This is a genomic window from Solibacillus sp. R5-41 (assembly GCF_002736105.1).
Lineage (GTDB): Bacteria > Bacillota > Bacilli > Bacillales_A > Planococcaceae > Solibacillus.
This window is the reverse complement of the sequence record NZ_CP024123.1, coordinates 1,451,682-1,474,404: the sequence shown is the minus strand read 5'-3', so window position 1 is coordinate 1,474,404 and position 22,723 is coordinate 1,451,682. Positions and strand designations below refer to the sequence as shown.

The following is a 22,723-nucleotide window of genomic DNA, read 5'->3' as shown; positions in this document are numbered from 1 at the left end:
ACATAAAAATAGACCATCGAAATGATGGTCTTGTTTAACTAAATTCCCCCGTTAGTTCAATAAAGAAAAAGGCTATGTTATAGGAAAAGGTTGATTTATAACGTTGTATATGCAAGATTTTATTCAAAATAGGATCCAGTGCAATTTCTTTTGAACAGCATAGAAAGCTTTGTTGTATCTAAGTTCAAACGATAGTGCAAAAAAGGTGTATATGAATAAAATACAGAAAAACACTTAATACATTAGTATGACAACGTTTTAAGTGTTTTAATTCGTCACAAAACTTTTGTTTGGGAACGTTTATTAGATTTAATTTTTATGCTTTATTAATCCTTGCTACAAGAAAGCACCGTTACTTTAAGCTAATAAATTCACAAAACTTAATTGTTTACCTAAAATTCATTGTGGTATTTTCACTTTAAATGATTCAAACTCAACTGGTTGTAAAGAATCCCCTCTAAATTCTAACTCTCTTGTTTCATCATTTTCGTCAAATTCTACTCCTCCTCCACCAGTTGGAAGTGCTAAATAAGGAGTGATTGTCAATTCCGTCACATTTGAATCGATTGGATCAAACTGTTTATTGCTCTTAAACACTAATTTATTTTTTAACTTCTTACCTGTTATTCCACCTGAATGACTCATTATTTCATTTCCATCTTGATCAACCATCTGGAATTCTATATCACCAGCCCGACTTTGTTCAAAATCCGTACCTTCTTCTGAACTTTCATAGGATACGCTGACACCCGTTTCACTTAAAGATAATTCTGTAACAGTGAGATTGATGCCATCAACATTTGCTGTGTGTTGAATAGGAACCTTACTGATATCCGTAATTTGTTTTATTGGAATTGAGAAATACCACGTTTCCCTATTCTCACCATGTAAAATTAATCCAAGTTCGAAAGCATTCGGCATATCCTCAGATACAGTTATATCTTGAATTGCAGTCCGAGTTGTGGGCGATTGTATATCTTCACCGTATCCACCTGATGAACCATTAGGTAATTCACCATTAATCGTAAAATCCGCACCTGCCCCAAAATAGTGTTCGCCCAGTTCTTTTTCTGATTCGATTATATAACCAATCGTAATATTATTTTGATCATATAAAATCTCATCAAGGGTAACGGATATTCCATCGATTGTCTGTGTTTCACCAATTGTACTTGTTAAACCTTGTTTTTGAGCTTGTTGTAATCCGATTAGATTTGAATTACCGAAAACAGAACCGATAATAGGTATTTGAGATAAACTACTTGCTAAAGCTGGAGAATAGTAAGATGAACCAATCAATATTCCAACAGCGGCTGCCACACTACTTACAGCATATAATATCTTTCGCTTTCCACTGTTCATTTGATTACCTCGAGTTTTGATTATTTTGTTATTAATTTGTCCTTCAGCTTGAACAATACCCGCTTGAATAGCTGAACGAACTTCTTCTTTTGGAAACTCGTCTAACGGATCATGTGATTTTTTCATTTAATTTATAACTCCTTTCTAACTCACTCTTTAATTTTTTCTTTGCTCTGCGTAAATAAGTTTTTATTGTCCCTACTGGCTTTTCCATGATTTCGGAAATCTCCTGAATTGGAAGATCATGATAGTAAAATAAGATGATAGATGTTTGATAAGATGAATCAAGTTTGGATAATGCCTCACTCAAATGAAAAGATTCTACTCCGCTGTCTTTCTTTTTTTCTAATCTTTCTAACAGTTCATTTTCCTCATAAGGTATGATTTGATCTCGCTTTTTCAATAACTTGTAGCATTCACGTATAAGAATTCTAAATAGCCAAGTTGAAAAATACTCTGGATTTTGCAATTGTCCTATTGAAAGGAACGCCTTACATGAAGTTTCTTGAATAGCATCTAAAGCATCTTCTTTTTTACCAACATAAGAAAGAGCTTTGTAATATAGCATTTTTTCTTCTAGAATAAGCAATTCTTCGAAAGCCTTAGCATCTCCATTAATTGCTCTTTTTACTGTATGTATATCATGTTTCACAGTGTAATCCCTCCTCCTTTCATTAATTAGAGTAATCTGAACGTACAAAAAGTTTCAACCTCTTAATTTTTTTGAAATTATATTTGATCCCATGATTTTTAAAGTGAAATTTATAGTTATTACAGCAAGACAAAAAAATTTTCCCAAAGCTTCGTTTGGGAAAAATTTCAAAATGCTTGTTGCACTAAAGCCCCCGTTAGTTGAACAAGAAATGCTCCCCAAAACGAGGTTTTGTTACCTAACTTGCATTTGGGAACGTTATTAGATTTAGTTTGTATACATTATAACTCTTTAAATTTAGGCTATTCGTAATAAGCAGTGGAATAAAATTATATTTCACTAAACAATTGAAAGATATTTGCTGGCTTATCTTGTTCAACTAATGCCCCGTTAAGTCATCCTTTATGTCGGTTCGCTATTCACTTTCTTTCGTATCACCAATATTGATAGCACTAAGTTAAATACTATAAAATATAAGAAAGCTGCAACATTTATTATTTTACTTTTAAAATCTGATTCCTCAAAACCCATAATGTATCCAAAGCTACTAAAGGTAAATACCAACATCGTTACAAATATCCCGCAACAGAGCGAGATCATATTTAAACAAACAAATGCAATTTTCCCTTTATCCACGCTATGGGATTCTAAATTTTTTTGGAAAATGAACATGAGGTTAGCAATATACAAAAATAAATTTATTACCACTGCTATAGCCATTAGATCCTCCCCTTTACGTAATATTATTTCATTATAACTTTATCTAATAACCTGTCCAGTCAGCCATCTATGGCGCGTAGAAACATCGCTACACCACAGGAAATTATGTAGTAATCAATAATAATTAAATTGGATATTCCATCACTTGTTACGAATACCCTAAAAACATTACCAAAGCGTCGTTTGGAAAGATTCTTGAAATGATCTTTCACTAACGCCCCCTTTAGTTTAAGTGAAAAAACTCACAATCTTTTTTCTCAAAAAATCTAATCACTCAACGTGAGGGGCTTATTAAAAAGACGCCTTCTTGTTCAAGAAAAGCGCCCTTTAATTGAAAATCGTAAATATGGGGTTCTGGTGCAAATATAATTTTTTAGAAACATAGCACCTCATAACGCTTCACATCTGTGAATTATGATACTACCCCAAATAATCTATGTATGAGTTCAATCTCGTTTTTGACAGATTTCACCCCTTGTTGAAGTTGTCCTTTTTTAAGCATATGCATCATTTCCACGCCATAGTTAATCTGTTTGGCTGTTCGAAACGTTTTTAACCCTAGCATAGAACGGACTCGTTTCTTGATAAAGCGGTGATCTTGCTCCACGATATTATTTAAATACTTCTGTTGTTTGATTTGCATACCATCAGGTATGCTTTTCTCTTTTTTAACTGTTCAATTGCAATAGGATAAGCCGGATTCTTATCTACTGTGATGACACGAGGCTTAGAAACATGATTAGACTGCCATATTGATGAACCCAACGCATAATTGTTGTATGATCCATTAACAAGCCCCGTTCTTCCATCATTTCCACCAGATTACGAAAACTAAGGTTGTACCGTAGGTACCATCTCACTGTTAACAAAATAATCTCCGACTGAAAATGTTTCCACTTGAATAGCTGTTCCTTATCCATACTAATTACGCCCCTTTTTTAGAGTAATAGTATTAGTATGACCCTACTTTAGAGCTTAATTGCAGTTTTTTAGATATTTTTGCACCAGAACCCTTCTTCTGTAATCGATACGTAAAATACTTCTAAACTAGCGACAATTTTCTTCCAGCAACTTACAGCACTCAAGTTCAAACATTTCTTTTTTTACTTTGTACCATTTTTTTACAATATTTTTCTTGTTTGTATATTCTCCACCACTTAATACATAAACAAATTCTCCATGCTCAAATATGATAACTTGCCAGCCTTGATCAACGTCACTAAAAGGCCTATCGATGGAAATATTCGTTCTGCTCAAAAAATAAGCAAATGAAGGAAAGCCCCAAAAATTGTTCAATATTTCATTTCTACTTGCACTATAAAAATAAATATAATCGATTTTTTTCTTCCCCACTAAAATTTCGAAATCCTCGACAATCGGGAAAGATGCCAACTTTACCTTATGCAAATTATCATTATATATATTTTTTAACAGTCTACCATTATTAATATGTGCTTCTTGATTGATGCTTCTAATATTAAATTCACCACTCGTTGTACCAATGAAGATGTTTTTCTGCCAGTATCGCTTCAATAGTTTTATCCATTGCTTCAAATATGCATTTCTCGGTGTTTTATACCATGTATGTATGTTTTTATTATGGCCCTGTAAAATATAAACGAAGTCATTTTCCTCGAATATCCTTATTTGCCAGCTTTCTTTTCGATCAATATACGGCTCTGTGCGAGTTCCTAATGGGATATCTTCTTCATCACATTCTTCCAATGCATAATGCCGAGGAAACGTCGTCAGCTGTTCCTTTCTTTTCGCGCTATAAAATGAGAGCATGTTAGTATCTTCTGTTACTACTACTTCAAAATCTTTCACAATTGGAAACGACGTTAAATCTAGCTGTTGTACATCACTCGCGTGTAATGTTTTATCATCATTTACATGCGATTTGTTCTTTTTTAATTTAAATTCACCACTTTTTGTTCCAAAAACTTTCACTTTATATCCACCTTTCACACGTGATTATAAATATTCTGGTTCTGGTGCAAAAATATCTAAAAAACTGCAATTAAGCTCTAAAGTATGGTCATACTAGTCGACTAATGAGCAAGTGCAAGCCCTTTATATTTTCCGCACGTTCTTCATTCTTTTCTATCACTTCTACATGCGCATCCTCATAGCAAAACCATTTTTTAGGGGCTTATTCACCTACCACACCGTCATTATCACGATCTTGCATATATTTGTACAACCAGTGTTTATTGGTTATTGGCATACTGAAACCAGCTGCTTTTGCTTCTGCGATTGTCACGATACCATTTCCATTTGTATCAACACTAGAAAGCTCACCTTCGCTTGTTGAAGAACTTGCTGATTTGGACTCGGACTCATTATTTCCTGTTAGTCCAAGAGTTTCGTTTACTTCATCTGGATTCACATTTTCAAAAGAATCTATAATGACATTTCCGTTTATTGTATAGGTATACTGATAACTTGAAGGATTCAGCGTTTCCGTATTAGGATATGTGATAATTGCTTCGAAATTAGTAGCTCCACCAGCTTTACGAATAGCGTCTTCCATATATGCTTGATCACCATGTCGGTTAAGCGTACTATCTTGTGGCGTAATATTATAACCGTTTGATACCCCTCCGGTATAGGATAGTCTTTTTAGGGATAAAACCTTTTAGCTGTTGATACTCCTCAATTTGAGCAATGAACAAAACTAAATGATGAACAAAACTTAAAATTCCTACACTTTTATCGTAGGGTTAGTGTAAGAAAGATGCGTTTTTTACAACCTTAAAGAATATGCACGAATTTATGCAACGACATCAACGCTGTATTATCACTAGAAAACTCTCAAACGATTGCTGTAATTGGCTTTGTAGAGAAATGCATAAAATACCTTATAAACAATGTTCATATAAAAATCCTAGAAATACTATTAAATCAGGATTTCTAGGATTTTCGTTTGCGCCAAAACTTTAATTTGGGAACGTTATTTCAATAAAATATGTATCAATTATACAGAGTTATAGTAGCTGAACTTCTTGCTTTTTATACCAAGAAAACTGCATTGCAAATAAACCTAAACACCCAGTCGCCGGTTCAATACCGACAACTGGGTGGATAAATGCTTCTTTTGGCCTCTGTCTTTTGTACGGGAATCAATCCTAAATTTTAATCTAATTTATTTGATTAACTAATAATTTTTGAATCACATTACTGAGTTCGTGCTTTAAATAAGACATCATATAAGCCAGTTAAAATCAAATGCAACATAGCGAAAAATAAAACTATATTAAAAAATTGAGTTTCATAAAAATTAAACCAATTTGTAAAAAAACCTGTCTGTAAAACTCTTTTTCCAAAATCACCAAATCCAAAATCTGTAATAAGAGGTGTGCCGTCAACAATTATAAATATTAAATTAAGAATTACAAAGTAACCAATATTAATAATCCATTTTTTCATTTTAATATCATATCCCCCTTTTAATTAATATTTTGTTGAAATCAGATTGGAGAACGTGTAAATGATTTATCACGGCATTATATCGTAATTTATAAAAGAGCCTATACTTGCTCCAGCTAAGCCCCAAACTATTATACTAATGGTATGCCAAAAGACGACTCTCTTTTTATTAGCACCAGCAGCTAATGATGTGAAAGCTGCAATATGTCCAGAAGCCACCAATGGAGCTATAAGTGCAAGACCAGGTACACCATAATTTTCGTACCATTTTCTTGCTTTACTTGCTCGATTATGAATAAATCCATTTTCTTTCGATTTTCTATTTCGCATTTTTTTTAATAAAACGGTAAAAGGTATTATAATCAACATTACTGAAATCCAGTTTCCGCATATAGCGATTAATCCTGATAAAATAAATGAAAGACCAATCAAAGAACCTGCTGCTGCCCCACCGGGAGACTCAACGAACGGGATAAAAGATAAGAATAAAACACCTAAATACTGTAGTATCAGGTTTGATTCATTTAATTGCAATATTATATTTTGTACAATTTCACGAAACATTAAATCATCTCCTTTTATCTTAAAATATCAAATTTTACAATACCTTAAATTTAACATCTATTCCAATTAATGTATAGTAAACCCCAGACGCTTTTGTCGGAAAATTTCAATTATTTCTTCTTGCTTATTTATAGAACACATAATAACAACACTACCTTAATCCATTAAATGGCCCGTTAGTTGAAGTGAAAAATACTCCCAAAGCGTCGTTTGGGAAAATTTTCGAAATGCTTGTTGTACTAAAGCCCCCGTTAGTTGAAGAAGAAAAGTGAAGCTTATCCAACAATCGCGCCCGATTGTTGGATAAGGGGGTTCACCCCTTTATGAAGTTTAACGGCTTTATTTTTGTGTCTGAACTGTACCTCCAATTGTTCAGTGTATTAACAATTGGCGTGCAGTTTATGTTTTTAGTTGTTTTTCACAATAAGTGCGGTGCCTTATTATTTTTGTTGAATATCTACAATAATATCCTCAAGCTCAATTATTTCCTTTATAGAATTGCTATTATCCCTAAAATATTTAGCGCCATTATCATCAATTTCGTCAGCCTCCATCAATCGGAAGAATGGGGTGAATATTAAAGTTTCAGCATCCGGATGCAGTTTTTCAAAGGTAAAGACAAATTCCTTATCTCCATGGTCGTGTCCTATACCACCGGTTAACGCTGATGTATACGTATTACCTAAATTATCCTTTACTTTTAAACCGGAAGAAATAATATCCCATTTTTCTTTTAAATTCTCGTTTTTTATTGTTTCTCTGTAATTGACGATAAAGGAAATCGGTGTGTATATGATTTCATTCAATTTAATACCTAAATCATCTTTTTTTGATGCAGGAGCTTCCACGATTTGGACTTTAGGCTCAGTCGCCTTAGCATTTATTTCAAAATCCCAACTCCCCTGGATCATTTCCTTTTTATCCTGACTGGAAATACTACTAATGTGAAACTCAAAATTCGCCTCCTGTAAATGATTAGATAAATTCAAGATCGCTGTTGTTAAGCCGGCGTATTGATTTGGCCCGACTTTTTCAATCATATGTTTCGTATGAAAAAATGCGTGTTCGCGGCCATCCACCTTAAAAGTAGTCTCAATTTCCGGGGACTCACCTAAATCCCTGTCCGTTTCAATATAATAGCCAACTAAAAACTTTTTACTATCGAATAAGCTTTCATTTACCGTAATCGTTATCCCATTGCTTTCTACTACAAGATGTTGTTGATCCGCGAATTCCTCATAGCCTGACATTATTTTATCCTGGGTCGAGAAAAGCTTGATAATACTGTTCAAAACTGGAATTTCCTGAGCGAATGTTGTGTAGGATAGACCTATAATTGATGCAGTGCCGATACCCAACGACAAGCAGACAGCTGCAGCTCCCTTCATCCACTTTCTCGGTGTTGTTTTGGATGTCTGAATTCTCAGGTCCCTTTTAAACTGTGCTTTTTCAAGTTCTGTTACCTCTGCTTCTTCAAAGTCAGTTATATCGATTCCAATATCATTGAAGTGTTTAAACAGATTTTTCAATGGGCATACCCCCTAAATCTTTTTTTAGTTTTTTCCTGCCATGGTAAAGCCGGTTATCAATAGCCGATTTTGTCATCTGTAATTGATGGGCAATTTCTTCTGTATCAAAATCTAGCAGGTACCTCATTATAAAAATTTTCTGATCGACAGGCTTTAATGTTGAGATGATTGCCTGAATGTTCTCCTGTTCTTCCAGATAGGTGCTTTCATATTTCAAGGAGTCAGAAGGCGTAAGCTCTATATCCAAAGAGGGGCTTTCTTTTTTCTTTATTACCATGCGGTAATAATCGATTGCTTTATATTTGGCTATCACGCATACCCATTTTTGAAAGTCAGCTGCATCTCCGTTGAACTTTTTCGCGTTTTTCCAGATAGATAATAAAATATCGTTACAACACTCCTTTATGATGTCATTAATGTCAAGAGGACCTAAAATTTTTAATACAACACCTTTTATTAATGGAAGATAGTGATCGATTACGTAATCAAGAGCGTTTTCTTTGCCGCCTTGAAGATATTTTATAAAATTATGTTCATTAATCTTCATTTCTTTCTCCTTTATATAGTATTGATACTGCAAAAGCCATTACATTATATATAACGTTGAATGGCATCTATTTTTCGCAAAAAACCTAAAAAAGTTGAAATCTTGAAACATATATCGACTTTATCTCAAATTGCTTAACTTATATTTATAAGGGCGTCATCTACGGCAACAATACGACGCCTGAGACTACAGGCTTAGGCCGTGCTAGCGGTGAAGCGTCCCGGATTGGAAATCAATTTTTGTTTATTTCGAAAAAATGCCATTTTCCTCCCCGAAGAAAATGGCATTACTCTGTATTTTTTATTTAAGGTAAATATTAATTTCATTTGTCATACCCACTAATACTTCTGTTTCTTTTAAATTTCCAGTATCGTAATCGTAATTCCCGTGTTCAATCATATAGTTAAATACGTCTAGTTTAAACGCTTTCGTATAATTTGTATATCGTCTTACAAAAGCTTCTACGCCATTGTATTTATTTTGTATTACCCAAGTTAATAGGTAACGATGGGACACACCTATATCTTCCGCTACTGTTCTTGAACTTTCTTTTCCATTTACATATCTTTGAACTGCTGCTAATTTTTCTTCTGCACTAATTTTTGCCATAGAAAAACTGCACCTCCTTGTTAGTTGTGTCTAACAATTGGGGTGCAATTCAGCTTACATTTGGGAACGTTATTAAGATTTAATATAATATATTGGTTTAAGGGCACACACCATTTAACTTTTTTTCGCGAATCCCCTTCACAATTTGTGAAACCCTAGCTGCTGTAAGGTTTAACTCATTGGCTATTTGTTTTTGTTTTAAGCCCTCTGTAAGTAAATTATCTAACTTTAATTCCAGACTGGTTAGCTTTATAATCCAAGTCTGGCACCTACTTCTGCATACTCTATATCTTTTCTTTCTGCATTCCAATTATCCCCTGTTTGTCCGTCCCATATCGCTCCTGTTTCAACGAAACCGACAGACGCAAACAACTTCCGAGCGACTTCGTTTACCATCCAATATGATGTAGCAACTGCATCGGCTTTTCCTTGTGGAAACGACTTTATATAATCAATAACTTTTATCATTGCTTGTTTACCAAATCCTTTGCCTTGATGCTTTTTATCAATCATAAAGCGATTAAGTCCATAAGTAGATTTATCTCCATATTTTTCACATAAAAATGCACTTTTCGCCAGTTCGAAAAATCCAATATCGACATATCCTATGACTTCATCATTGTTGCATATAGCGAAAATCATAGGAGGTTTTTCGTCGTTGAGTATCTTTACATAGGCTTTAGCCAAACAGTATATACTGGAATCCACATTTCCTTTCTGCTCGTCTGTTATGCTTAACTTCAACACTGCCTCAAAATTATCGTGGGTAATTTTTCTTAATTCAATCATTTTTCTTCCCTACTTCCGAAAATATAAATTCGCCCCTCTACAATTCAACTTTCTTTACCATTTCGCCATTATCCCCAGTACACCTTTTAAACGAACCGATTTCTCCCATCAACTGATGATAAATGCACCCAAAGCGTCGTTTGGTTGCATTTCTTAATACTCCTTGTTGCACTAAACTGCCCCGTTAGTATAATAAGTGGTCCCGTCAGATTTATGCGAATTTACAACGTTAAGTTAAGAAATATACACGATTTTATGCAAAGTAAAAAACAAATCAAACAAGTAAAATACTGCTATCACATAAAGTGGAAGATTATTACGTTCTTTCATGGGAGTTCAGTAAGGGATTTGATATTGGAGAAAGAATTACAGCCCCTTTAATCCTTTAACCGATAGAAAACCTATTCAATTTTGCCTCGGTACCAAGCATGACAGTGTTAAGCTCATTCCCTCGGCTACATTGTCCTCTTCTGAAATAGAGACTCCGTAAAAAATTCTTGCTGTTCACGCGAGCAATTACCTGACTGCGACTTCTCGGCAAATTGCAGCATTGTGCTAAGCCACTAATCCAATCAGCAATTTCTTGATGTGGAAGTAACTCTTTGTCAATCATCGTATCCACGATGTTGACTAACCGTTCATCATCTTCATCGCTAAAAATGTGTCTACCATTTTGAAGCATACCAGAGATAGCGACAAGGATCTCACTCAGCAGTGCGTCGCTGCTTTCCTCGCACTGCACCAGCTCGGCAAAAACATCCGCACCGTGAGACGCACTGTGAGCCCAGCCTCCTACTGAAAGATAGCCTCGTAGATCCTTCTCCTCTTTATAATAACGGAGCATTGTATGTATTAATTGCTCAATTTCCGCTTGATTGAAAAACGGATTTTGTCTGTGGAATTGCACAATCAAAGCGATAGGCAAGGCAGAGAACGTTCTTGTAAAAACTGACTGATCCTCCTCGCTACCAATTTTATAAAATAAATGATTCTCATCAGTCAAAACAGTCAAGAGGCTACGCAACTCCTCTCCACTGAACCTATTCTCTTCCTTAATCCACATATAAAACATCGGATATACCAGGTTATCCCTTAATTCTGGTTCAGGATCGCCAATAAATTGAAGTAATAAAGGCAAGAAATCTTGATGCTTCTCACCTTCGCGTAACTGATACTCATCCTTCTCAATTCTTTGCAAATCCAACATTAATTTAGTCCGTGTATCGCTCATTTCTCCATTCCTCTCATTGAAACTAATTCTCCTTTCATCATACTTAATGTGGTATATAAAGTAAAACCTGGTTATTTCATTTAAACTTAACTACTTACGTTAGTTGAACAATAAAGTCCCCAAAGCGGTGTTTGGGGGCGTTATTTGGATTTATTTTATATGCTTTATAAATCAGGGTGAACAAAGAAGGAAAGGAATATTACTTTAACGGGTTCTCTTTTCGGAGGGAAAACTTAAATTTCCCCTCCGAATCGCAATAAAATCGACAGCAAAATAACATTTGAAAAGAGGAAGCATATTTGCTCCCTCTTTTCAAATGACTTTAACATCCGCCCCAAAACATATACTCATATTTATCAAAATTCAGCTTATGCTTCAAGAATGTTTGGAAAAATTCCAATTGTTCTTTTTTAATATCAAAAGAGCCTATAACTGGATGTTCAGCAGATAAATTAAAAATTCTCTGATACTCATTCAGTGGAATATTTTTAAGTTCCTCTTCACCCACAATTAATTTTGACTCATCGCCAATTTCATTCCATTGAATTTGCCTTGTAGTTTCTTCCTCAGAAAAAGCATGTGGTGACGTAAACTGTTCAACAAACAGTCCATTATTCGTAGCAAATTTAATAGTAGAAAGACAATTTACATTTGACCCAATATACATATAATAATCCCAACCAAAATGTACGAAGAAATTATCCTTACTATACAATTCACACCATAAAAAATTCCGCAAAACCATTTTGCAAATCAGGCGTATTTCTTTTTTGTTTACTATCGAATCTTTTTTAAGAATCAGTTTTTCAAATTCTTTTTCATATAAAGGTGATATCTTACCTTCTTCTGAAATATGGCATTTAAACTGTAAAATTCTTAATGAATCAATACTGCTTTCCTCTATGAATTTAATTACGGAATTAATATAAGCTTCCTCAACTTGAAGATATTCATCCAAGGTGAATACATTCCCGTTAATGGTTTTCCCTATTTCAGAAGGACAAGTCCATTCCTCTCTTAAGGTATAGTAACCATTTTCATCCCTAAAATCAGGATTGTACTTTGTGACACGCCACTGGAAATTTATTTGATTAACCAACTTACTCCTCCTCAGTTTATCTTAGATAAATTATATCATTTATAAATCCGCATAAATTGGATGCTAACCCTAAAATAAAAAACACCCTAGGAGGCACAGAATGGTCTTCTAAGGTGTCTTTTATATCTATCTAATAGAAACTACATAAAATGTCTTACAGGGGCTCTGATCGACCTAATTTAGCAAGTATCTTCTGTCTTTCTAAATCAAAATCAATCGTTTTGTCCTCAGGTTCAAATTTTTGATGATTACGAGCTGGAAACCAATCGGGTACTAATTCAGTTTTTCCAGAAGATACAGGAGCACTTTTCTTTTGCATGTTATCAAGATAGGTACTGGCTGCTTTATTTACATAAGCAATCTTATTGGCAATTCCTCGTTCAATTGATTGCTGATAAATTTCTTCGATCCAATCAGGTGAAATACCTTGATGGCACCATTTTGCTTTTAAAGATAAAATTCTTTCAGCATCTTTCGAAATTGGAACACTAGCAACATTGTTAACATCTCTTATATCTTTTAATTGATTATTATTTAATTGATTATTATTTAATTGATTATTATTTAATTCATAATAATTACTTGTACAATTTGTGCTGTACGTTTTGTTCAACTGAATAAACACTGATTTGACGGTCTTTCTTGCTATTGTACAAATCGTGCAAATGTTTTTTTAAACCTTCGTGACCTGTTGAAATTCCGAGAAATTTTGCACCTTCTAAACTGAAAACCTCTTCGATAATTTGTTCTTCAGAAAAGATTACATCACTTACAACGGAGTAATAATTCACGACATGCAGGTTGGAGCTACTCACAGTTTTTCATGTTCGTCTCAGTAACCATTATTTTATGTTTTTGTTAAAATGATTAGCAACTTTTTCAGTTAAAAAGAATATCGCTAATCCAACAAATAATATAATAAAAGAATTACTTATTAACGGTTTATCTTGTGCCATTTCAAAGAGTCCATTTATAAAAAGGGTAACTCCCCAAAATATAAATGTACTCTGAAATGCCACATTAATACTTTTTTCATTAATTTTAGAATTTTTTTTAAAAAACATATTTCCCCCTCCGTTTCTTCAATGTTCCACTTTTTAATTAAACCCAACTCGACTTTTCTTCTCTGGTACTCCATGTTGCACTAAACTGCTTCGTTAGTTGAATAAGAAACGTCCCCAAAGCGTGGTTTAGTTACCTAACTTTCATTTGGGAACGTTTATAAGGTTTAATTTGTATACTTTATAAATCTTGAAATAACTTTACTTAAAATTTTATCCTAGCTATAATATGCCCTGGAGTAAACTATTAAAAAAAGAAACAATAAAAATAATGAAAGTAGTAGAGTAGTAATATTAAAAGCTATCACTAAAAAGTTTTTTGCTAGCCCCCCAAACACTACGCCACTAATAGATAGCACTATTATTAATCCAAATAAAAAGAAGTCGTCAATATCTGTATATCGAAACATGCCAAGAGATATTATACTGAAAAATACCATTAGCCATGAAAAATTGCTGTACTTTCTCAAATAAACACATCCCCTTATGATTGTTGAATAATGAAAATGCACCCAAAGCGGTGTTTGGGGACGATTTTCGATTAGTTAATCAAAGTTTGTTATTTTTATCACTCGCTATAAAAAGAATCCCACAACATTTCCATTCGTTTATACCTAATTTTGAAGTAGCCCCAAGCATCTTCCCCAAAATTCCTAGGAAAGCCCTCAAATGTCTGTTCGAAAAATAACTCATTTTTATCTTTTATATCTTCAGTAACAATTGTGAAGTCTTTAATTAATTTTAATAGTGGAACTGCAATATAAGTACAATCTCTATCATAATCTATAAGTTGTTTTTCAATGTGTGAACAATCATAATAACCCGAATCTAATACCTCGAAGTCATAAAAAACTAATTCAACATCATTTGTTTCCATTTCAGTGTCAAATGGGTTTAAAGGGTGTTCTTTTATAATTACAAGACTTTCAAATGTTAAGTAGAGATTATCATTTTTAACCTTGGCTTTTTCTATACAAACGGACTGCCACTCAATATTTTCAAAGCAATTTTCTGATATGTATTTTGGCATTTCTTTCAGTCCTTTTATCTTTTATAGTAGCATCTTCTTCAACTAAACTCCCTCTATAAACATTGAGATATCAACGGTTTCCACCACTTCGTGATTTAAGAAAAATATTTTTCTCCCCTCTGATAAACAGAGTATTGAATTTATAGATTATATTACCAAGTAAAGCGTACGCTTCGCTAAAACTAATGGAAATCATTAGCTTTTTTATCCATTATTTTGATGCACAATGGATCTCTGCGATGCTTATGACGACGTACCCTCCCATGTCTCTTAGCGTCAACGCGCTTACATTCCTTCGTTCGGTCTATTCATAAGGCAGAGGCCTGCTAAGCTGCTCCGGGGACTCATAGTCTAAGTTTAGTGATATTGCCGGCTTCTCCGTATCATCCTTTTTGTTATAGCTCTTTGATCGAAATGCTTACGCTGCCTCTCCGAGACAGTAGAGATCTTTCATCATAAGTTGCTCGTTAAAATACACTTTCTTTTTACAAATACCATGTAATATTTTCAGTAATTTACCACAGAGAACTACCATCGATTGCTTACCCCGTAAGGGATTCTGATTCCTTGTGGTGTAGTATTCGTGAAGTTGTTTGAATGCTAGGTTATGCCGAATCAAAGGAACAATCACTTTGAAAAGGATATGTCTAAGTCTCTTACGTCCACGTTTTGATATATGCTTTTGACCCTTATGTTGACCAGAAGAGTTTTCACGTAATGTTAGTCCCGCTAGTTTAATGAGTTGGCGTGGATTTTCGTAAAGTGAAAAACTCCCTACTTCGGAAAGTAGATCAACAATTGTCGCATCTCCTAAACCTGGTACTGACGCAAGTAGGTCATATTCCATCGTTGTCTTTGCCAATTCAGTTACTTGGTCATTCACTGCTTCGATTTCAGTTTCTAATAAGCGAAACTGACGTAGGAGTGTGGCGATTTCATGTTTGGCCATCTTTTGTCCTTCTGTCAGTCCTATAGAGTTTGAAGCCTTTTCAATGAGTAGCTTAGCTTTTGGTAGTTGTGGAGCTCTCATACCCCCTACCTGACGGTAGAAAAATACAAGTTCTTCCGCGGTTTTCCCTCGAATGTCCTGTGGCATTGGTGTTCTTTCTAATGCAGTAAGTGCCATTTTTCCGAAAGAAGGAAAGACTTGAGTGAATTCAGGAAAATATCGATCGAGCCAACGAATGATTCGATTTTTAATACTTGCTAGATCCTCCGTTAACTTTGATCTAAGAGTAGAACCAATCCGTAGTTCAGCTTCTACTTCTTTTAATATTCGTGGATAGCTAAAGCGTCCATCTTTCAATAACCGTGCGATGACTAATGCATCTTTTTTATCATTCTTAGTAGGCAAATTATCATCAAGTTCTTTCGAACGTTTGACGTGCATTGGATTTACCATGACAAGTGGAATGCCGTATTGATCTAAAAAATAGGCTAAGTTCATCCAGTAGTGGCCTGTAGGCTCAATCCCTATTATTACTTCAGTTTTCTTAGCTTCCTTCATCATTTGACGAATCTTTTCATACAAATTTTCGAAGCCTTCTTTCGATTGATGTACCGCAAAAGCCTTTTCTATTACTCGCCCGCGTTCATCGACAAAACATGCGTAATGAATACGCTTTGCAATATCCATGCCGACAACCAGTGTATTTTCAGTAACTTGATTAATTTTGTTATTCCATTTAGAATGCATAAAGGAGTCCTCCTTGTTTGATGATGGGTCAATGGTCGTTGACACTCATGCATCATACTAGAGGGCTCCTTTTCTTTCAAGGCCTCGAACATCCTTCAAACAGGAATGCTGCTCCGTTAGTTCAATAAAGAAAAACTATGTTAGGAAAAGGTTGATTTATAACGTTAAGGAATCCGCTGTATATGCAAGATTTTATTCAAAATATGATCCAGTGCAATTTCTTTTGAACAGCATTGAAAGCTTTGTTGTATCTAAGTTCAAACGATAGTGATTTAAAGGGTGTATATGAATGAAATACAGAAAAAACACTTAATACATTGGTATGACAACGTTTTAAGTGTTTTATTTCGACCCAAAAACTTGCGTTTGGGAACGTTATTGAATGTGATTTTGTATACTTTATGTTAAATGACAAAAAGGTTGTTTAATTCACAATAATGTCGTTTAAAAAATAATAAAGTTGTTAAATAAAATGCGAGTCATTCTATTCAACAAAAGGGAGCTTTTATGAAGTAACTAAAGCCTAATTTCTCACTTACACCACCAAGAAATTAGGCTTTTTTAAATTTGGCTTTCCTTATCGTTGTAAATCTGCATTTACCTGACGTTCCCCTTTTAGGTACTACTTATAAAAAAAGATTTTCCAAAAACAAACTTTTTAGGATACCTCATACGTCTTACTTATGTAGAGACAAAAATGAATAAATGGAGGTTTTACAAAATGAAAAAGAAGTACGTAAAGAAAATTCCTTATTTAGTGTTAGCAGGTTTCATTTGTGCAGTTGGAATCGGGGCGCCACAAGTTTCGTTGGCAAAACAGGCAGCTTCAGATTCAAAAGTGGTGACTCAGCAATCTGAAAAAACGTTGCCTAAAATAGAAATTGGTAAAAAATTTAAAGTACCCGAACTTAAACTTAAGGAAAATACGTATGTACTCGACTGCAAGGTGTCCGATATTAACGGTAATTCAGTTAAAGACAATGTGATATTGGTGGGTACAAAAGAAAAGATTGATGGAAAACTGGATGTGTATGCGAATGATTTATCCATCATCGTGCAGGAGGGAAAAACTAAAAAATACATAAAATATGATTGGATGGTCAAAGAGACGGATGGAAAATTGTATGGGGAATCTGCCCGAGAACCAAACTTGATTATTGGTGACTATACGGGCAATAAAGTGAACGATATTATCGTAACGGCCCCTCAAGGAGGAAATGGTGGACACGTGGATCATCTGATCTTAACTTGGGAAGGAAATAAACTCAAAGATGTTAAAACAAGCGCCTCGGTACGATAGGGATGCATACGAGGTCGATGCCTCAAAAGTCCATCATCTAGGAGGACACTCTACGATGAAGTATAAATCGTAGGACAAGAAAATCAACTCATTGAAAACATTTCCTCAATGCATCTAGTTGTCGGTGTAGATATTGCCGAGGAGGCTCATGGGCGCTATTGTTGAATAAAACTTAGATTTTAAAACGACTTTATTATTATATTTTTTAGTGGCGTGGAGTATCTTACATCAAAAATTAAACAACAATATTTTTAACCCCGTTCTAAATCTAGGACGGGGTTATGCTTGTTTGAGCTTTTAAAATTAAATAACTTTATTGTCACTTTACACTTTATTAGTTCTTGTTGCACTAAAACACCTGTTACTTTAATAAAAAAAGCTACCAAAAAGGCAGCTCATTGTAATTTCTAAATTTTTAATTGAAATCTTTTTTGTATAGTCTGAAAGCACTTATTGCACCTACAAGGAATACAATCGCTTGGAATAATAATAAGAACTGGCGAAAATTTTGGATATCATTGTCAACTAATGAAATAAACACACCCGTCATTATCAATTGGGTAGAAAACATACTAGACATGATTTTTAAATATATGGCATTTGTTCTTTCGTCTGGTTTACCAAACTTCTTTCCCACAAAAAATAGAACCAGCAAAGAACCAATATAAATAAATGTCATAACCCCTACAAAAATATTAAAATTTACTACGCTTTCAAGCATCCATCTGTCTAATACATCAATCATTGTTATCTTCCTCTCCTACATATGAAAAAATTTCATTAATATCTACTTCAAAAAAATTTGCAATTCTATAGGCTAACACTAAAGATGGTGAGTAATTATTCTTTTCCATCACAAAAATAGTTTGTTTGGAAACTCCAACTGCATCTGCCAGATCCTTTTGAGACATCCGCTTTAACACTCTAAACTCATATACCTTGTTTACGATTGAATCACCAAAGCTCTCTTTCACAAGACCGCCTCCCTATATTTAACATAATAAAACATAACTAGAAAAAAGTAAAGTTTAATTATACATTTTATAAAAATTTTTTTATAAAATTATGATTTGTATTTATATTTTATAACTAACACTTTACTGGAGTGCACCATTATCATCCATAGAAAAAGAGCTTCCCTAATTATTGGAAAGCCCCAGTTTATCCTACTTAATTCTTTTGAGCAATGGGGTGATCAACATTTAGTTGCAACAAATCCCATAAATTCCCATATAAATCCTTAAACACTGCAACTATTCCATGTGATTGCTCTTGTAAGTTTACCTCGGTCTTTTTACTTTTAAAAAACAAGTTCATAAAATCTTTTATGAATAAGAAGAAGAATCGAGGGGAAAACATATTTAGTTTAATCATTGGACCATGTGTATGGGGAAATATATTTTTAACTTAATTCTAAGGAGAAAGTTATGAAAAATTTCAAAGAAAGCCTTAATCCATCGAAAATACTTGTTATAGGCTTCGCCACTTTAATCCTAATAGGAGCTTTTTTATTGACTCTATCCATAGCAACAGAAGATGGTAAAGGACTTCCGCTCTTAGATGCATTATTTACCGCCACTTCTGCTACATGTGTTACAGGTCTAGTGGTTGTAGATACTGGTGATACATTTTCGATGTTTGGTGAATTAGTGATCTTATCACTTATCCAAATTGGCGGTTTAGGATTTATGACGTTTGCAACCTTTTTATTCATTTTATTAGGTAAAAAAATCTCTTTAAAAGAAAGGATTGTATTAAAAGAAGCTTTTAATGCTACTTCAACTGCTGATATCGTCAAATTAGTAAAAAGAATATTAATTTTTACTGTGATAGCTGAGGGTATTGGCGGTATCATACTGGCTATTCGTTTTTCATTTGATATGCCTATCGGTCAAGCAATATATTTTGGATTCTTCCATGCGATTTCAAATTTTAATAATGCAGGTTTCGATTTAATGGGAGAGTTCAACAGTCTAACTGGTTATGTTGACGATCCATTTGTAGTTTTAACGATTTGTTTTCTTATCATATTAGGTGGACTAGGTTTTATTGTAATTAATGAACTTTATGAATATCGTGAAACTCGTACTCTCTCTGTGCATACGAAAGTTGTATTAAGCACAACTCTGGTCCTTATTGTTGGAGCATCCATCTTAATCTTCCTATTTGAGTATGGAAATGATAAAACATTCGGACCGTTATCTTCCACAGGAAAAGCTCTCAGTGCATTGTTCCATAGTGTAACGCCAAGAACGGCTGGAGCTAATACATTACCAATGGCAGATTTGACTCAAGCAACATTATTCCTAACGATTTTCCTAATGTTTATCGGGGGAGGTTCAGGATCGACTGCTGGAGGCATTAAGGTATCTACTTTTGCTGTCCTAATGGTAACTGCTCTTTCCCAACTTAAAGGGAAAGAAGATGTGGTTTTATTTAAACGTCGTATCGTTGTAGAGAGTATTCTAAAGGCTCTTACTGTTGCCATGAGTGGAATCATGATAGTTGTAATTGTTACTTTCTTGTTAACTATTACTGAAAAAGGTCATGATTTTATAATGTATCTATTTGAAGCTACTTCAGCATTCGGTACTGTAGGACTCTCAATGGGTTTAACACCAGAACTTTCTCCATTAGGTCGTATACTGATTATTTTAACAATGTTTGTAGGTAGATTAGGACCACTAACACTAGGTTTTGCAATTACTAAAAGACGTAAACAAGAAGCGTACAGACATACAAAAGGAAAAATTATGATTGGTTAATTTTCAGTAAGGAAGGGATAATGAATGGCTAAAAAAAAACAATATGCAGTAATTGGTTTAGGGAGATTTGGAACAAGTATTGCTAGAAGATTGCATGAAGCTGGGCAAGAAGTTTTGGGAATTGATATAGATGAAGAAACCGTGGAAGACGCTGAAGTTTATATCACAGAGGGAATCATTTCAGATTCTACTGATGAGAAGGCACTTACATCATTAGCTATTACTAACTTTGATTGTGTAATTGTAGCAATTGGAGATGATATTCAAGCAAATATATTAACATGTATGCTTCTTAAAAATCTTGGAATCAAAAAAATTATTGCTAAGGCTATTGGAAAACGTCATGGACAAGTTTTAGAAGCAATAGGAGTCGATATAATTATCTATCCTGAAAGGGATATGGGGGAACGAGTAGCAAATCAACTTCTTTCGCCAAATACGCTTGATTATATTGAATTATCTAAAGATCATAATTTAGAAGAAATCATTATTCCGGAAAAAATGGTTGGAAAGAATCTAAGGGAATTGGATGTTCGCGCTAAATTTAATGTTAGTGTAATTGCTATTATAAGAAAGGGAGATATTATTATCTCACCATCTCCGGAAGAACTACTCCAAAAAGAAGATATATTAGTTACAATAGGTAATAAAAATGATTTAATAAGATTTTCAAGTATAGATTAACATTCAATTAGGGACCTATATACTTAATTAAAGGCTCTAATAAATTCTTTTTTTAAACTAACTGAGTGTTTATGCTATTAGCAGGGACACTTTTTTACTAACGGGGCAGTTTTACTTACACCTTGTTTCTTTAACTAAAGCCCCCGTTAGTTGAAGAACTAAGCTTATTTGTGATCCTCAATAGTTTCAATATCACTAAGAAAAATTAAATCATTTCTTTTTATCGTGTATCTTACGAAGTATGTCTTATCTTTCTGAATTAAATTCATTACCATTGGTTCCCTAACAATTACTTTAATCTCTTCTTGATGTCCCATTGGGGCATTGGGGTTAAATCCCTTTATCCATGCTTCATTGTTATCGTTAGAATACCCTTTTTCAGTGACAGTAAAATCAGATACAGTTAACACAGACGAAAAAGAATTATAAATTAAAAAAACAATCAAAAAGGCAACAGAAATTGTTATAGCCGACAATAAAATTCTTTTACTCTTCATAAAATTCCCCTTCCTTCACTCTCCTGCCCCGTTAGATCAATAAAGAAAAAAAGAGCTGCCTATGCAACTCAATGATCTCCAAGTAAAGCCCCCGTTAGCTTAAATACAATTTTTCACAAACTAAATCAAGCACCCATTATTTCACTGCCTTCCAAATTGTCCATCTATCTCTTTCAACTATGTTATCAACTGATGCTATTGACGCATCTATATGATTTATTAATAAATTCATTTCCTTATCGTCTAATTCATGTAAAATACTTCTTCCTGTTCTTTCACTTAAATCATTTAGTAATTGTTCTTTAGTATCATACACTTTTCTGATTTCCCATAACTTAACTTCTTCGATGTCTCTAAATCCAGCTTCCTTAAGCTTTTCAATTACAAATTGACTATTGTGTCTGCGATTAGTCTCTTTTTCAACTAATCTTGGGAAAAGTTCAAAGAAATACCCTCTGATATGGCTTTCATTACCTTCTAATAAACAATCTTCAGGGGTCCGGTCTTGAACAATATAAAATCCGTCATCCTGCAACATTCTATATGCCTCTTTAATACAGGTTGGTAAATCCTCAATATGATGTATCAAAGCTCTTTCAAGCAATAAATTATAACTGCTATTATCTAAGCCAGTATCATAAGCATTTCCATGCTTAAACGAGATGTTTCTATATTCTTTACAGTTTTCTTTTGCACCTTCAATTATAGCTTTGGAAAAATCGACACCTGTAACAGAACCAACTCCCATGTCTGATAGCGCCTTAGAATAAATTCCTCCACCACATCCAATATCTAAAGCCTTAGGAATCTTTTCGATAGGTACAAGGTTGTTTATTGCCTCAACCCATGATTTGTCGGCGTTTCGAGTTGTATAAGTTCTACTACTTTTCTTGCTATGAAAATCAATCCCCACTTTGCATCCCTCCTCTCAATCTTTTTTCAAAATATATACAGTCAGATTTCACCACATGCCATTCATGTAAATAATATCTCCTTGTACTAAACTACCTTGTTAATAGGATAACTCCCTTATATTTACTAATTCGATGACCTTTCAAAAATACCCTCTTATTCAACTAACCTGCCCCGTTAGTTCAATAGGAAAAAGCTAACCTAAAGGCAGCCTTGTTTTGCTAAGGCACCCCGTTAGTTTAAGAAG

Annotated in this window: 23 protein-coding genes and 3 pseudogenes; 3 read left to right on the top strand and 23 right to left on the bottom strand. The window is 34.0% G+C overall.

Translation table 11 applies throughout. The annotated features are described in order from the left end of the window. Window positions 1-399 precede the first annotated feature (399 nt). The 18 genes and pseudogenes from CSE16_RS06910 to CSE16_RS06825 all read right to left on the bottom strand — a co-directional run bounded on the left by CSE16_RS06910 (window position 400) and on the right by CSE16_RS06825 (window position 16,318). Window positions 400-1,488 (bottom strand): DUF4179 domain-containing protein, encoded by a 1,089-nt coding sequence (locus tag CSE16_RS06910; RefSeq protein WP_099423226.1) that lies wholly within the window; start codon window positions 1,486-1,488, stop codon window positions 400-402. Next, window positions 1,472-2,014: a sigma-70 family RNA polymerase sigma factor gene (locus CSE16_RS06905; protein ID WP_099423225.1), complete on the bottom strand. Its 543-nt coding sequence runs from the start codon at window positions 2,012-2,014 to the stop codon at window positions 1,472-1,474. Before CSE16_RS06905 ends, CSE16_RS06910 begins: the two co-directional genes overlap by 17 nt. Before the next feature lie 402 nt (window positions 2,015-2,416). Then, the gene (locus CSE16_RS06900) at window positions 2,417-2,734 is read right to left on the bottom strand and encodes a hypothetical protein (RefSeq protein WP_099423224.1); all 318 of its coding nucleotides are present in this window, start codon (window positions 2,732-2,734) and stop codon (window positions 2,417-2,419) included. A gap of 412 nt (window positions 2,735-3,146) precedes the next feature. Beyond that, window positions 3,147-3,654 (bottom strand): annotated as a pseudogene (locus CSE16_RS06895) (IS6 family transposase). Window positions 3,655-3,781: 127 nt separating this feature from the next. Continuing rightward, window positions 3,782-4,684, bottom strand: coding sequence for a hypothetical protein (locus tag CSE16_RS21625; protein WP_216641131.1), 903 nt, complete (start codon window positions 4,682-4,684; stop codon window positions 3,782-3,784). A 202-nt stretch (window positions 4,685-4,886) separates the two neighbouring features. Next, window positions 4,887-5,339 (bottom strand): annotated as a pseudogene (locus tag CSE16_RS06885) (hypothetical protein); the annotation flags it as partial. 572 nt (window positions 5,340-5,911) lie between these two features. Continuing rightward, the gene (locus CSE16_RS06880; RefSeq protein ID WP_099423223.1) at window positions 5,912-6,163 is read right to left on the bottom strand and encodes a YfzA family protein; all 252 of its coding nucleotides are present in this window, start codon (window positions 6,161-6,163) and stop codon (window positions 5,912-5,914) included. 69 nt (window positions 6,164-6,232) lie between these two features. Next, window positions 6,233-6,727, bottom strand: coding sequence for a small multi-drug export protein (locus tag CSE16_RS06875; protein WP_099423222.1), 495 nt, complete (start codon window positions 6,725-6,727; stop codon window positions 6,233-6,235). Between the two features lie 440 nt (window positions 6,728-7,167). After that, on the bottom strand, window positions 7,168-8,256 hold the full coding sequence (locus tag CSE16_RS06870) for a DUF4179 domain-containing protein (protein WP_099423221.1): 1,089 nt from the start codon (window positions 8,254-8,256) through the stop codon (window positions 7,168-7,170). Beyond that, window positions 8,240-8,803, bottom strand: coding sequence for a sigma-70 family RNA polymerase sigma factor (locus CSE16_RS06865; RefSeq protein WP_099423220.1), 564 nt, complete (start codon window positions 8,801-8,803; stop codon window positions 8,240-8,242). The genes CSE16_RS06870 and CSE16_RS06865 overlap by 17 nt, the downstream gene beginning before the upstream one ends. Window positions 8,804-9,103: 300 nt before the next feature. Then, complete coding sequence (locus tag CSE16_RS06860; RefSeq protein ID WP_099423219.1) at window positions 9,104-9,412, bottom strand: hypothetical protein; 309 nt, start codon at window positions 9,410-9,412, stop codon at window positions 9,104-9,106. A gap of 249 nt (window positions 9,413-9,661) precedes the next feature. After that, window positions 9,662-10,201, bottom strand: coding sequence for a GNAT family N-acetyltransferase (locus tag CSE16_RS06855; protein ID WP_099423218.1), 540 nt, complete (start codon window positions 10,199-10,201; stop codon window positions 9,662-9,664). 385 nt (window positions 10,202-10,586) lie between these two features. Continuing rightward, window positions 10,587-11,432 carry a DUF2785 domain-containing protein gene (locus CSE16_RS06850; protein ID WP_099423217.1) on the bottom strand — a complete coding sequence of 282 codons (846 nt, stop codon included), beginning with the start codon at window positions 11,430-11,432 and terminating at the stop codon, window positions 10,587-10,589. 322 nt (window positions 11,433-11,754) lie between these two features. Then, window positions 11,755-12,531: a DUF7683 domain-containing protein gene (locus CSE16_RS06845; protein ID WP_099423216.1), complete on the bottom strand. Its 777-nt coding sequence runs from the start codon at window positions 12,529-12,531 to the stop codon at window positions 11,755-11,757. A gap of 154 nt (window positions 12,532-12,685) precedes the next feature. After that, window positions 12,686-13,144, bottom strand: coding sequence for a hypothetical protein (locus CSE16_RS06840; RefSeq protein ID WP_157764759.1), 459 nt, complete (start codon window positions 13,142-13,144; stop codon window positions 12,686-12,688). Window positions 13,145-13,373: 229 nt separating this feature from the next. Beyond that, on the bottom strand, window positions 13,374-13,595 hold the full coding sequence (locus CSE16_RS06835; protein ID WP_099423214.1) for a hypothetical protein: 222 nt from the start codon (window positions 13,593-13,595) through the stop codon (window positions 13,374-13,376). Window positions 13,596-14,160: 565 nt separating this feature from the next. Next, window positions 14,161-14,622, bottom strand: coding sequence for a hypothetical protein (locus CSE16_RS06830; RefSeq protein WP_099423213.1), 462 nt, complete (start codon window positions 14,620-14,622; stop codon window positions 14,161-14,163). A gap of 418 nt (window positions 14,623-15,040) precedes the next feature. Continuing rightward, on the bottom strand, window positions 15,041-16,318 hold the full coding sequence (locus CSE16_RS06825) for an IS110 family RNA-guided transposase (protein ID WP_099423212.1): 1,278 nt from the start codon (window positions 16,316-16,318) through the stop codon (window positions 15,041-15,043). A gap of 721 nt (window positions 16,319-17,039) precedes the next feature. On the opposite strand from CSE16_RS06825, the gene CSE16_RS06820 reads away from it, so the two are divergent. After that, window positions 17,040-17,618 carry a hypothetical protein gene (locus tag CSE16_RS06820; protein WP_099423211.1) on the top strand — a complete coding sequence of 193 codons (579 nt, stop codon included), beginning with the start codon at window positions 17,040-17,042 and terminating at the stop codon, window positions 17,616-17,618. A 415-nt stretch (window positions 17,619-18,033) separates the two neighbouring features. On the opposite strand, the gene CSE16_RS06815 is transcribed toward CSE16_RS06820, so the two are convergent. From CSE16_RS06815 to CSE16_RS06805, 3 genes and pseudogenes are all read right to left on the bottom strand, one after another. Then, window positions 18,034-18,363, bottom strand: coding sequence for a 6-aminohexanoate hydrolase (locus tag CSE16_RS06815; protein ID WP_099423210.1), 330 nt, complete (start codon window positions 18,361-18,363; stop codon window positions 18,034-18,036). After that, window positions 18,356-18,592, bottom strand: a complete 237-nt coding sequence (locus CSE16_RS06810) for a helix-turn-helix transcriptional regulator (protein WP_099423209.1) — start codon at window positions 18,590-18,592, stop codon at window positions 18,356-18,358. Before CSE16_RS06810 ends, CSE16_RS06815 begins: the two co-directional genes overlap by 8 nt. 196 nt (window positions 18,593-18,788) lie before the next feature. Next, window positions 18,789-18,890 (bottom strand): annotated as a pseudogene (locus CSE16_RS06805) (VOC family protein); the annotation flags it as partial. A 155-nt stretch (window positions 18,891-19,045) separates the two neighbouring features. On the opposite strand from CSE16_RS06805, the gene CSE16_RS06800 reads away from it, so the two are divergent. Then, window positions 19,046-20,383, top strand: a complete 1,338-nt coding sequence (locus CSE16_RS06800) for a TrkH family potassium uptake protein (protein WP_099423208.1) — start codon at window positions 19,046-19,048, stop codon at window positions 20,381-20,383. 24 nt (window positions 20,384-20,407) lie between these two features. Then, window positions 20,408-21,067, top strand: coding sequence for a potassium channel family protein (locus CSE16_RS06795; RefSeq protein ID WP_099423207.1), 660 nt, complete (start codon window positions 20,408-20,410; stop codon window positions 21,065-21,067). A 164-nt stretch (window positions 21,068-21,231) separates the two neighbouring features. Here the strand turns inward: CSE16_RS06795 and CSE16_RS06790 are convergent, their stop codons facing one another. Next, complete coding sequence (locus CSE16_RS06790; RefSeq protein ID WP_099423206.1) at window positions 21,232-21,564, bottom strand: hypothetical protein; 333 nt, start codon at window positions 21,562-21,564, stop codon at window positions 21,232-21,234. Window positions 21,565-21,700: 136 nt separating this feature from the next. After that, complete coding sequence (locus CSE16_RS06785; RefSeq protein WP_099423205.1) at window positions 21,701-22,477, bottom strand: class I SAM-dependent methyltransferase; 777 nt, start codon at window positions 22,475-22,477, stop codon at window positions 21,701-21,703. Window positions 22,478-22,723 lie beyond the last annotated feature (246 nt).

Bases quoted from the DNA above. Each gene is read 5' to 3' on its own strand.
- CSE16_RS06910 (WP_099423226.1), bottom strand. From the start codon at position 1,488: ATGAAAAAATCACATGATCCGTTAGACGAGTTTCCAAAAGAAGAAGTT.
- CSE16_RS06835 (WP_099423214.1), bottom strand. From the start codon at position 13,595: ATGTTTTTTAAAAAAAATTCTAAAATTAATGAAAAAAGTATTAATGTG.
- CSE16_RS06815 (WP_099423210.1), bottom strand. From the start codon at position 18,363: ATGATTGATGTATTAGACAGATGGATGCTTGAAAGCGTAGTAAATTTT.
- CSE16_RS06900 (WP_099423224.1), bottom strand. From the start codon at position 2,734: ATGGCTATAGCAGTGGTAATAAATTTATTTTTGTATATTGCTAACCTC.
- CSE16_RS06820 (WP_099423211.1), top strand. From the start codon at position 17,040: ATGAAAAAGAAGTACGTAAAGAAAATTCCTTATTTAGTGTTAGCAGGT.
- CSE16_RS06855 (WP_099423218.1), bottom strand. From the start codon at position 10,201: ATGATTGAATTAAGAAAAATTACCCACGATAATTTTGAGGCAGTGTTG.
- CSE16_RS06880 (WP_099423223.1), bottom strand. From the start codon at position 6,163: ATGAAAAAATGGATTATTAATATTGGTTACTTTGTAATTCTTAATTTA.
- CSE16_RS06860 (WP_099423219.1), bottom strand. From the start codon at position 9,412: ATGGCAAAAATTAGTGCAGAAGAAAAATTAGCAGCAGTTCAAAGATAT.
- CSE16_RS06875 (WP_099423222.1), bottom strand. From the start codon at position 6,727: ATGTTTCGTGAAATTGTACAAAATATAATATTGCAATTAAATGAATCA.
- CSE16_RS06795 (WP_099423207.1), top strand. From the start codon at position 20,408: ATGGCTAAAAAAAAACAATATGCAGTAATTGGTTTAGGGAGATTTGGA.
- CSE16_RS06850 (WP_099423217.1), bottom strand. From the start codon at position 11,432: ATGAGCGATACACGGACTAAATTAATGTTGGATTTGCAAAGAATTGAG.
- CSE16_RS06865 (WP_099423220.1), bottom strand. From the start codon at position 8,803: ATGAAGATTAATGAACATAATTTTATAAAATATCTTCAAGGCGGCAAA.
- CSE16_RS06825 (WP_099423212.1), bottom strand. From the start codon at position 16,318: ATGCATTCTAAATGGAATAACAAAATTAATCAAGTTACTGAAAATACA.
- CSE16_RS06830 (WP_099423213.1), bottom strand. From the start codon at position 14,622: ATGCCAAAATACATATCAGAAAATTGCTTTGAAAATATTGAGTGGCAG.
- CSE16_RS06800 (WP_099423208.1), top strand. From the start codon at position 19,046: ATGAAAAATTTCAAAGAAAGCCTTAATCCATCGAAAATACTTGTTATA.
- CSE16_RS06790 (WP_099423206.1), bottom strand. From the start codon at position 21,564: ATGAAGAGTAAAAGAATTTTATTGTCGGCTATAACAATTTCTGTTGCC.